The organism is Streptomyces sp. G-G2 (genome assembly GCF_030063135.1).
Taxonomy (GTDB): Bacteria; Actinomycetota; Actinomycetes; order Streptomycetales; family Streptomycetaceae; genus Streptomyces.
In genome coordinates this window covers 1-8,466 of record NZ_JASISO010000099.1, presented here as the reverse complement: position 1 = coordinate 8,466, position 8,466 = coordinate 1, and the positions used below count along the sequence as shown (strand labels likewise).

9 protein-coding genes are annotated in these 8,466 nt (G+C 66.8%); 5 read left to right on the top strand and 4 right to left on the bottom strand.

From position 1 onward, the window contains the following. The first annotated feature begins 254 nt into the window (after window positions 1-254). The 3 genes from QMF80_RS37415 (at window position 255) to QMF80_RS37405 (ending at window position 1,737) form a co-directional block, all read left to right on the top strand. Complete coding sequence (locus QMF80_RS37415; protein WP_283461825.1) at window positions 255-428, top strand: hypothetical protein; 174 nt, start codon at window positions 255-257, stop codon at window positions 426-428. Between the two features lie 83 nt (window positions 429-511). Then, window positions 512-808 (top strand): transposase, encoded by a 297-nt coding sequence (locus tag QMF80_RS37410; protein ID WP_283461823.1) that lies wholly within the window; start codon window positions 512-514, stop codon window positions 806-808. Further along, window positions 796-1,737, top strand: a complete 942-nt coding sequence (locus tag QMF80_RS37405; protein ID WP_283461821.1) for an IS3 family transposase — start codon at window positions 796-798, stop codon at window positions 1,735-1,737. The genes QMF80_RS37410 and QMF80_RS37405 overlap by 13 nt, the downstream gene beginning before the upstream one ends. 140 nt (window positions 1,738-1,877) lie before the next feature. Here QMF80_RS37405 and QMF80_RS37400 read toward each other — a convergent pair whose 3' ends face one another. The 3 genes from QMF80_RS37400 to QMF80_RS37390 form a co-directional block, all read right to left on the bottom strand. Beyond that, the gene (locus QMF80_RS37400) at window positions 1,878-3,065 is read right to left on the bottom strand and encodes an IS701 family transposase (protein WP_502963003.1); all 1,188 of its coding nucleotides are present in this window, start codon (window positions 3,063-3,065) and stop codon (window positions 1,878-1,880) included. 167 nt (window positions 3,066-3,232) lie between these two features. Further along, on the bottom strand, window positions 3,233-4,561 hold the full coding sequence (locus tag QMF80_RS37395; protein ID WP_283461817.1) for a HEAT repeat domain-containing protein: 1,329 nt from the start codon (window positions 4,559-4,561) through the stop codon (window positions 3,233-3,235). A 378-nt stretch (window positions 4,562-4,939) separates the two neighbouring features. Next, window positions 4,940-5,431: a hypothetical protein gene (locus QMF80_RS37390; RefSeq protein ID WP_283461815.1), complete on the bottom strand. Its 492-nt coding sequence runs from the start codon at window positions 5,429-5,431 to the stop codon at window positions 4,940-4,942. A gap of 776 nt (window positions 5,432-6,207) precedes the next feature. On the opposite strand from QMF80_RS37390, the gene QMF80_RS37385 reads away from it, so the two are divergent. Both QMF80_RS37385 and QMF80_RS37380 read left to right on the top strand, forming a co-directional pair. Beyond that, window positions 6,208-6,729, top strand: a complete 522-nt coding sequence (locus tag QMF80_RS37385; RefSeq protein WP_283461829.1) for a DinB family protein — start codon at window positions 6,208-6,210, stop codon at window positions 6,727-6,729. 123 nt (window positions 6,730-6,852) lie between these two features. Beyond that, window positions 6,853-7,809: a transposase family protein gene (locus QMF80_RS37380; RefSeq protein ID WP_283461827.1), complete on the top strand. Its 957-nt coding sequence runs from the start codon at window positions 6,853-6,855 to the stop codon at window positions 7,807-7,809. A 77-nt stretch (window positions 7,810-7,886) separates the two neighbouring features. Here QMF80_RS37380 and QMF80_RS37375 read toward each other — a convergent pair. After that, on the bottom strand, window positions 7,887-8,466 hold a 580-nt coding region (locus tag QMF80_RS37375; RefSeq protein WP_502963002.1), incomplete at its 5' end, for a helix-turn-helix domain-containing protein.

The window sequence follows — 8,466 nt, the reverse complement described above, 5'->3', positions numbered from 1 at the left end:
TGGTCTCGACAACCCGGAGATGTTCAGGAGGCCCTGCCTTCATGCGCGGACACGGCCAGGTTCACCCGCCCCAGCCCCCGTTTTCGATCACATCGCTCTCATGATCGATAGAGATACGGCTTCTCAGATCAGCGCGCTACTTGGCACTGGCAGCGTGGGAAGCACGGTTGCTGTCACCTCCGACCGCGCACGCTCCCTGCCTACGGGGTCAGCCACCTTGCGCCGCCGTCACGGGATGGCCCAATCTGGCACGCATGGATTGGTTGCCACTGCTCTCCACCCTGACCGGGGCCGCGATCGGCATCGTCGCCACTCTCATCGCCGATCGGAACCGATGGAAGCACGAGGATGTCAAAGAAGCCCTTCGACTGCGGCTCGACATCTACACGCAGTACACCACCACCGTGAAGGTGACCTTCCCCTCGTAGCGTGGAGCCGTAACTGCAGGGGAAGTTGAGAGTGACCTTCCCCTCGTAGCGTGGAGCCGTAACTGCAGGGGAAGTTGAGAGTCATGGCGGAGAAGCGACGGAAGTTCGATGCGGAGTTCCGTGAGGGGGCTGTGCGGATCGTGGCCGAGACGGGTCGGCCTCTCGCGCAGGTCGCGAAGGAGCTGGGGATCAACGACACGACGCTCGCGAGCTGGGTGTCGCGGGCGAGGAAGGCCGGCGGGGACGGAACGCTGAGCGTGCCCGAGCGCGAGGAACTGGCACGGCTGCGCCAGCAGAACACGCTACTGAAGAAGGAGACCAAGGAGCTGGCGATGGAGCGTGATGTCCTCAAACGCTGCATGGTCCTGTGGGTGAAGTAGCTGAGGGGGCACCGGCGTTGCTCGTCGGGGTGATCAGCGACCAGAGGACCGTGCACGACATCCCGCACACCGTCTCGTGCCGCGCGCTGGGCGTGTCGTCGGCGTGGTTCTACAAGTGGCGCCGCCGTCCGGCCGAGCCGACGAAACGCGAGGTCAGGAGGGCGCGTCTGGAAGAGCGGATCCTGCACTTCTTCCGCGAGTCGGGTGACACCTACGGCTCGCCGAGGATCACCCTGGACCTGTGGGCCGAGGGCTGGCAGGTGTCGGTGAACACCGTTGCCGAGATCATGGCCGACCTGGGCCTGCAGGGCCGCAAGCCGCCGCGTCGGCGTCGCTCACTGACCCGGCAGGGCAAGCGCCACGCGTCCCCTGACCTGGTGCATCGCAAGTTCGACGCGATCGCTCCGGATGTGTTGTGGGTCGGCGATATGACCGAGATCGAGACCGGCGAGGGCAAGCTGTACCTGGCCACCGTCCTGGACCTGCTCTCCCGCCGCCTGCTGGGCTACGCGATGGGCGCCCACCACGACGCCGCCCTGGTCGGGGCCTCGTTGAAGATGGCGGCCGCCACGCGCGGCGGCGAGGTCGACGGCGTGATCTTCCACTCTGACAGGGGCAGCGAGTACACCAGTGAGGCGTACAACAGCCTGTGCGACAGGCTTGGCGTGGTGCAGTCCATGGGGCGGGTGGGCTCAGCTCTGGACAACGCCGCCGCGGAGTCGTTCAACTCACTGATCAAGGTCGAGTACATCCACCGGCACCACTTCGCCACCCGAACCGAGGCCCGGCTGAAGATCGCCACCTGGATCACGGACTTCTACAACCCGCGCCGACGCCACAGTGCCGCCGCCGGCCTGGCACCCATCGAGTTCGAACGAACCATCAGCGAAGCACGTGCGAAGCACCATCAGAAGGACGAAGCCGCATAAGGAAGGTCTCTACGCTTCGACAGGGCTCGGTCATGGTCCTTGACCAAGGCCGAGGTCGTTCGGTTCGCGGTGGCAGGCCGGGCAGCGCCATAGGGCGGTGATCAGTACGATCTGGAGGAGTGACACGACCTGATACAGGCTCAGGGCGTGTTCTTGCCTTTTGGGTTGAGGCTCTGTTCCAGGCAGAACAGGTGCGCGGCTGACACCAGGGCGCCGTGGTGGTGGAATCCGCGGTAGGTCCGGCCTTCGTAGTCGCCCAGGCCCAGGGCCTGCTCCATTTCCCGGTAGTCGGTCTCGATGTGCCAGCGGCTGGTGGCGTGCCTGACCAGGACGGACAGCGGAGTATCCGGGGGCAGGTCGGTGATCCAGGAGCGGAACACCCCGCCGCCGTGTTTGCGTCGCCACTGGATCAGCAGGGTGCGCTGTGGCAGGAGCCGGCTGCTGGTCTCCGCGATGTGTCCGCGCTCGATGATGCCGGCGATCTGCACAGGGATGGCGGCGAACCAGCCGGAGCGGGCCCGGTGGGTGGAGGTCTTGGCACGGTAGATGAACCGGCTGGACCGGTGCCGATTGGCCTCGGCGAGGCTGTCGACGCAGATGGTGGGGCGTCGTTTTGCCCAGGCTGTGACCGGCGTGCCCGTGACGGGCAGGACCACCGTGTCCCCTTGGACTGCCAGTAGCCAGCGGATGCCGCGGGCGGTGAGCCCGGTCCGGAAGGCGACGTTGGTGCCGTAGTCGCTGTCGGCGATCACCAGGGGCGGGACGTTCCCCCATTCGGCGAGCTCGTCGAGCATGTCCAGGGCGATCTGCTGCTTGGTGCGGTGCGTGAGCCCGGGAGGGACCCCGGCCTTCGCGCACCGCACCGGATCCTCTGCCCACTTCTGTGGAAGGAACAGACGCCAGTGCAGCGGGGTCGATCCTCGCCCGGACACTGCGTGCACGGACACTCCGACCTGGCAGAGATGCTGGTTGCGCTCGCCGCAGTGTTGCACGATCGCCCCCGCGGTGCCGTGGCCGTAGCGGACGAACGGGTGGTCGTCGATCAGCCAGGCGGTCGGTGAGATGACGTTGACCGCCCGTGCCGCGACCCGCCGCATCACCTCGGAGTAGTCCCAGGTGGACTGTGAGACGCAGTGGCCCAGGTTCTGTCGTGGGATGCCCAGGCGCGCGGCCATCGGCTCCACCGACTTGCGTTTGCCGTCGAGCATCAACCCCCGCAAGTACTGCTGTCCGTAGCCGCGCTGGCCCTCATAGGCCAAGTACTTGAAGACGTCACCGGTGAACTCCGCGAGGTCCGCATCGAGCGCAGACATGGCCTGAAGGTCCATGGATCGACCATCGCTCCAACAGCCATGGCCAGTCAGTCATTTGGCCGAATAGGTCAAGGACCATGACCGAGCCCTGTTCGAGGGGATTGACAGGTCACTGCGGATCGTGGTTCCAACTATCGCGCCCCGTCACAACTGGCAGCCCCACCACCGTCCGTAGCAGGCTGCTACTGGGGTGGCATCCGCGGTGAAGGGCAAGGAACGACAGCGGTGAGGATTGCCTGGCGGGTGTGTCGCGCGGCGGACAGGATGTGTTCGTCGAGCTGCATCTCGCCGTCGGCTGTCGAGGCACCGACGGGGATGCGGGTGCGCCGGTCGATCATCGCTGTCACGGCCGGCAGCGCGGGCAGCGCGACTGGTCCCATCCGTGCGAGGCCGGCCAGGTAGAGCTCGCCGAGTGTGCAGTCGGTCAGGTGTGCTGTCATCAGGGCGAGCAGCCGGGGCAGCACGAAGGGCCCGGCGTGTCTCAGCCACAGTGGGGCGCATTCCGCTTGTGAGCGGCCGGGGCGATCGAAGGTGAGGTTGTACAGCTGGGCCGCCTGCCGGGAGGTCAGCGGGCCGGCGTCCAGCAGGGCGCTGAAGATCGCGGTGACGTGCCCGAGGCGGCCGATGTTCATGGGCTTGGTGGCGAGGTGGGCGGCGGCGGACGTGCTGTCGTACGCGGGCGGATTTCCGAACGGGGACCGGCGGGGTTGCGGGGGCGGCGTGAACGGCAGCTCGGTGACGAGGTGCCTGTGCACCTGCCGTGCCTCCTCGGAGATCAGGGCTGTCCTGAGGGCATCCTCGAGGCCTGGGGTGGTTTCTTGGTCGTGGTACCGGATGAGCAGTGGCAGCAGTGCGACGGGGGCCGCCCGCCTTTGGTGGCAGGCCTCGCGGGCGAGCCCGGCACCGATGTCCCGGGTGGTCGGGTCGGCGAGGAGCCGGGCCACCAGGGCGTACGCGTGCTGCTCGCGCCCCAGCCGGCACAACACGTGGCCCCAGAGGTGCCCGATGTCCGCTAGGTGGAGTGCTGCCTCGCGGGCATCGGTGAGGAGTGCCGTGTCCAGCGCGGGCCATCGCTCGGGAGGAGCTGCCCGCAGGGTCTCCAGGTGGGCGAGGAAGCGGACCGCTAGCAGGCGGTCGGTCCTCAGTCGGGCGACGGCGGGGCCGAGCGCCCTGGCCAGGACGGTACGCACCACGGGGTCGGTGAGATCACCGAGGAGGGCAAGGAGAAGGTCCGGTTGCCCGCGATACCCGACGAGGTATGCGGCCCTGCGCCGTACCTCCTCGTCAGGGTCGCCGAGCCGGTCCAGCGCGGCTTCGACGGCCTCGGACCAGGGCTGGTTGATGGTCAGGCTGCAGAGGAGGCCCATCGCCTCGCGCCGTACGAACGGCTCGCCGATGAGGGCGAGGCTGAGGAGCCGGACGGCGACCGGCCCGGTGCGGTCGGCGCGTACCGCATCGAAGATCGCGTTGCGAGAAGGGTGGCCAGGCGTCGTGGCGGTCCCATCGGCCACGGCCTCGTCCAGCCACTTCACAAGCCGGGGCGGAGGTCGCCCTTCCGTGCTGAGAATTCGATCATGCTGTCGATCCTGCCACACGGGCACCGGCTCGGCCAGAGCGTATCAATCGGAGTGTGCTCCTGGCGAAACCCGCCAAGTGAGGTGCTCAGTCACATCGGCACAGTGAGCCGAAGCACGACGGTTGTCACATAGGCAGGCTGGTTGTCACCGACGGTGTTGTGGGCGGTTGAGCCTGAGCGCGACAGGTCGACAGGTGCCGGTGGGGTTGTGTTCCTGGTCGTGAAGGATCAGCGTATTGGCGCAGCCCCAGGCTTGTGACGCCGGGGCCGCGCCGGGTGGCGCAGCCAGTTCTGTGTGGGTCTACTGCGGCGATCAGCGGGTGAGGGCGGTGCGTCCCCAGGCATCCAGGTTGGTATTGGGGCATGAGGGATAGGTACTACCGAAGCACGAGTACCCGAGGGCCTGGAACTTATCGGACGTTCCCCCGTTGATCTTGGGTGTCCAGCACTGAGTCTGGCCCGGGAGTACGTGGCCGTTGCCGCCGGCCGAGTCGCAGGTGTAGGCGGCTACCTGGGTGCCGCCCTGGTAGCGGTCGAGCCTGACCTGGCCCCAGTTGTTCGGCTGGACCGGGGCATAGAACACGACGTACCCCCAGTAGTAGGCGCCGCTCTTGCACAACTGCGCAGCGCCGACGGCCGCTCCGTTCCCGGCAACGCGGACGTAGTTCGATGAGACCAGCGTCCCCGGGCCGGAGGAGGAGTTGCAGTTTGTTACGGTGGCCGCCGCATTCGCCGCGGTCGCAGTGGTCGTCACTCCGACCCAGGTCATTGCCAGGGCGCAGAGCACGGTTGCTAATCGTCGCATGGTGTTCCCATCCTTCTACTCATGGACGTCAGGGGCTGGCATATATCGCGCACGCGTTCGGATGCCCGTAGGCCTCTTACCGCTGATGTGGGCCTGCCCAAGACATCCGGTCGTCACGGTTCCCGTGGAGTAGACCGCTACTGGAGCCGATTGCACCAGTAGCAGGCAATCTAGGACTAGACACTGTCGGGTGGACAGTGCTGGAAGGAATGTGGCGGGAAGTGCCGCAGCCGACGGCTGAAACGAGGACCGGTACCGCGCAGTGTTCAAGGCTCTGAGACGTTCTGGCAGCGGGTGGCCCCGGCCGGGAGGACCGGGGCGAAGCTGCTGTGCGGAGGTTCCCAGACATACACCAGGTGTCGACGCTCCACCTTCGCACACTGTGCCCCGAACCGATTGCCATCGGACTTCGGTTATGCGCTGGTGAACAGTGCGCGAGCCGCATCCCGGTCGGCAAGGTTGCCGAATATCCTCAGCCGCCGGGAGACGGCGTGGCCTGGTCATCCTCGCGCGAGTGCCTGGACGCGGACTCTGTGCAGCGCTTACGGGCTGCCCCGCGATTGCTGAGGCCTGATCGTGTGACGCCGCTCGGAATTGAAAAAGGTGGAGGGGCTGCCTGGCACTGCTCCACGGCGTGGGGAACCCTGTGGTGGATCCGGCAAGGATCGCCGATGCTTCTGAGCATGTCCAACAACGTTGATATACATCTTGATCCTGGCCAACGAGCCGAGGACTCGTTCAAGGAGCGGTCCGCCCGGCACTTTGGGTGGTCGAATATGTTCGTCGAGCCTGGTGAGGACCCGCGGACCGATGGGGGGTTCGAGGGTGAGCGGGCAGTCCTCACGGGGTACCTGCGCGACCAGCGGCTGACGCTTGAATTGAAGTGCTCTGGTCTCGATGCCGCCGCCCTGGCTCGTCGTTCGGTGGAGCCGTCCACTCTGTCGCTGCTTGGGCTCATGCGCCACATGGCCGGGGTGGAGCAGAAATGGTTCCGGCAGGTGATGGCGGGGCAGGACGCACCGCGGCACTACCGCTCCGATGGCGACCCCGACGGAGACTTCAACGGCGCGGTGCCCGACCCGGAGGTCGTCGCGGAGGCATGGGCCACCTGGCGGGCCGAGGTCGCGTTCGCAGAATGTCTCACGGCCGAGGCACCAGACCTCAGCGTCACTGGCATCAGCGGCCAGGTGTCGATGCAACTTCGGGAGGTGCTGGTGCACATGATCGAGGAGTACGCCCGGCACAACGGTCACGCCGACTTCCTGCGTGAGCGGATCGACGGCCGAGTGGGGCAGTAGACGTCGCAGCGGGATACGGAGCCGACGGATCCTGCCTGCCCCTTGCCACCGCGCAAGGGGAGCGTGACTCAGCGCGGCCGTGCGGGTTCTTGTGGTGTGAACATCAAGCAGGCCCGCGCGGCCATGTCGCATCCTGCCTTCTGCGGCGTCTCGCCTCAACACCTCGGCGAGTTGACCGAAGAACTCGTGCCACGCTGGGAAGCGCGCTGCGAGTCCGGCCGCCATGAGCGGCGTCAGCGTACGCGCCGACGGCAGGCCGGTGCCGGGCCGAAGTACGACCTGGTCTTTACCGACCGGCTGTTGGTGACCCTGGTCCACTTGCGCACCGGTCTCACGCACGAGGCCTTGGCCGTGATCTACGAAGTGGGCTCCTCCACCGTCGGCCGTGCGATCAGTGAAATCCGCCTGCTGCTGGCCGAGCGCGGGTTCGCCGTGCCTGACCGGCCGGGCCTCCGGCTGCGCACGCTGGAGGATGTATTCGCCTACGCCGCAGCCGAGAGGGTGACCCTCAGGATCGACGGCACCGAGACCCAGGTACGCCGTCCCAAGGCGCACCGCCCCGGTCGGCGGGCCTTCGTCTCCGGCAAGCGCAAGCAGAACACCATCAAGACCACAACAATCAGCGACCGCCAGGGCCGTACCCTCTGGTCCGGCGCCTTGCGGCCCGGTCGGATGCACGACCAGACCGCGATCCGTACCGAAGGCATCGCCGAGCAGCTCCGGCTGCACCCCACAGTCAAAGCCGAGGTCGACGAAGGCTACCGGGGCCTGGCCAACGAGTTCCCCAACCAGGTCAGCGCACCGCCGAGGAAACCGAAAGACATCGACAATGCACCGCTGACCGAGCGGTACGGATGGCGCGAGATGCGTCGGCGCCAGTCGTCCCGCCGGATCTGCGTCGAGCACGCCAACGCCGAGTACCGGCAATGGCGACCTCTGCAGCGGTACACCGGTCGGCGCGAGGAGTACGGGGAGATTCACCGGGCCGTCGCCGGCCTCGTCTCCGACCGCGCCGCCAAGCGGGCCACCCGGCACGAGCCGAGCACCGAACTCGTGCTCGTCCCCACGATGGCCTGCTGAATCACCCACCAGCCGAACCCCCAGGCCGGCACGCCTCAACAGCAATCGCGGGTCAACCCGTTAGGGCTTGCCGGGAATCAACACGTTGGTTTGATCTTGGTTTTGTCGGGTTCGAGGAACCTGGCGACGTCTTCCGGTGTGTGGAAACGGGCTGTTGAGGCGGTGAGGTGAACGCCATGCGCTTCCAGGAGCGGGCGGACGCCTTTCGCTGCGCGGCTGATGGTCATGGCGGTGGTGTTGAAGAGCTGGCCCAGGAGGTCCATCGGCGCGAGTTTTCGCAGGTGGAGCACGGTGGCCAGGACCCGGTCGGCTGAGGTGAGCTTGGCTTTGGCACCTGCGCCAGGGGCAACCAGGCGCTCGTGGCCTCGGCGCGTACGGAGTACTTGCTCACGCTGAACATCCATCTCTGGAGTCAACGCGTCGATGAGTTCGCTGAGTTGCCGGCGGGTCATCCCGGTCAGTTCCGGGTCCTGGAGTGAATGGCTCGTGAGGTGAGCCGGTCGGTCCGCGAGGGCCTCGTCCGGTGTGCTGCGGGTCTGTACGGTCAACGGTGGATCTTCGAGCAGGAAGTGACACCTGATGACTGACGTGACCGTGTCGGCGGAGGCCGTGGCGGAAGTACAGCCGTCCGGGTTGGTGCCGGAGGTTCTGGACGAT